This is a genomic window from Burkholderia reimsis, assembly GCF_003294055.1.
In the GTDB taxonomy this organism is placed as follows: Bacteria; Pseudomonadota; Gammaproteobacteria; order Burkholderiales; family Burkholderiaceae; genus Burkholderia; species Burkholderia cepacia.
This window is the reverse complement of record NZ_QMFZ01000127.1, coordinates 1-747: the sequence shown is the minus strand read 5'-3', so window position 1 is coordinate 747 and position 747 is coordinate 1. Positions and strand designations below refer to the sequence as shown.

Annotated in this window: 1 protein-coding gene; it reads left to right on the top strand. The window is 67.3% G+C overall.

Annotation, left to right across the window (positions count from 1 at the left end; all coding sequences use genetic code 11):
* Positions 1-191: 191 nt before the first annotated feature.
* The coding region (locus DPV79_RS41555) for an acyl-CoA dehydrogenase family protein (RefSeq protein ID WP_208866783.1) at positions 192-747 on the top strand (556 nt) is incomplete at its 3' end.

The window sequence follows — 747 nt, the reverse complement described above, 5'->3', positions numbered from 1 at the left end:
CACCCAGCCTGCCGCTTCCGCCCCCGCCCCCACATCCCGTGGCCGATTTTGTCACCAGGTGGGCCGAATATGACAATGGAAACCGGATCGCACGGCATTACGATGGCTCACCTCGCCGCCCGGAGCTGGCCGGTTTTGCCGTATCGGCCCCGTGGCGCGCCTCATTCACCGCCTGATTTGGAACATCGACCATGAGCTATAACGCCCCCGTCAAGGACATGCTGTTCGTGCTGAAGGAACTCGCGGGCATCGACACCGTTGCGCAACTGCCGGGCTTCGAGGACGCCGGTTACGACACGGCGCAGGCCGTGCTCGACGAGTCCGCGAAGTTCTGCGGCGAGGTGCTGGCGCCGCTGAACGTCGAAGGCGACCGCAATCCGAGCAGCTGGAAGGACGGTGTCGTGACCGCGACGCCGGGCTTCGGCGACGCGTTCCGCCAGTTCGTCGAAGGCGGCTGGCAGGGGCTGCAGCACCCGTCCGAATACGACGGCCAGGGGCTGCCGAAGCTGATCGCGACGCCGTGCATCGAGATGCTGAACGCGGCGAACCTGTCGTTCGCGCTGTGCCCGCTGCTGACCGACGGCGCGATCGAGGCGCTGCTGACGGCCGGCACCGACGAGCAGAAGCAGCGCTACGTGCCGAAGCTGATCTCGGGCGAATGGACCGGCACGATGAACCTGACCGAACCGCAGGCGGGCTCGGATCTTGCGCTGGTGCGTTCGCGCGCCGAGCCGCAGGGCGACGGCA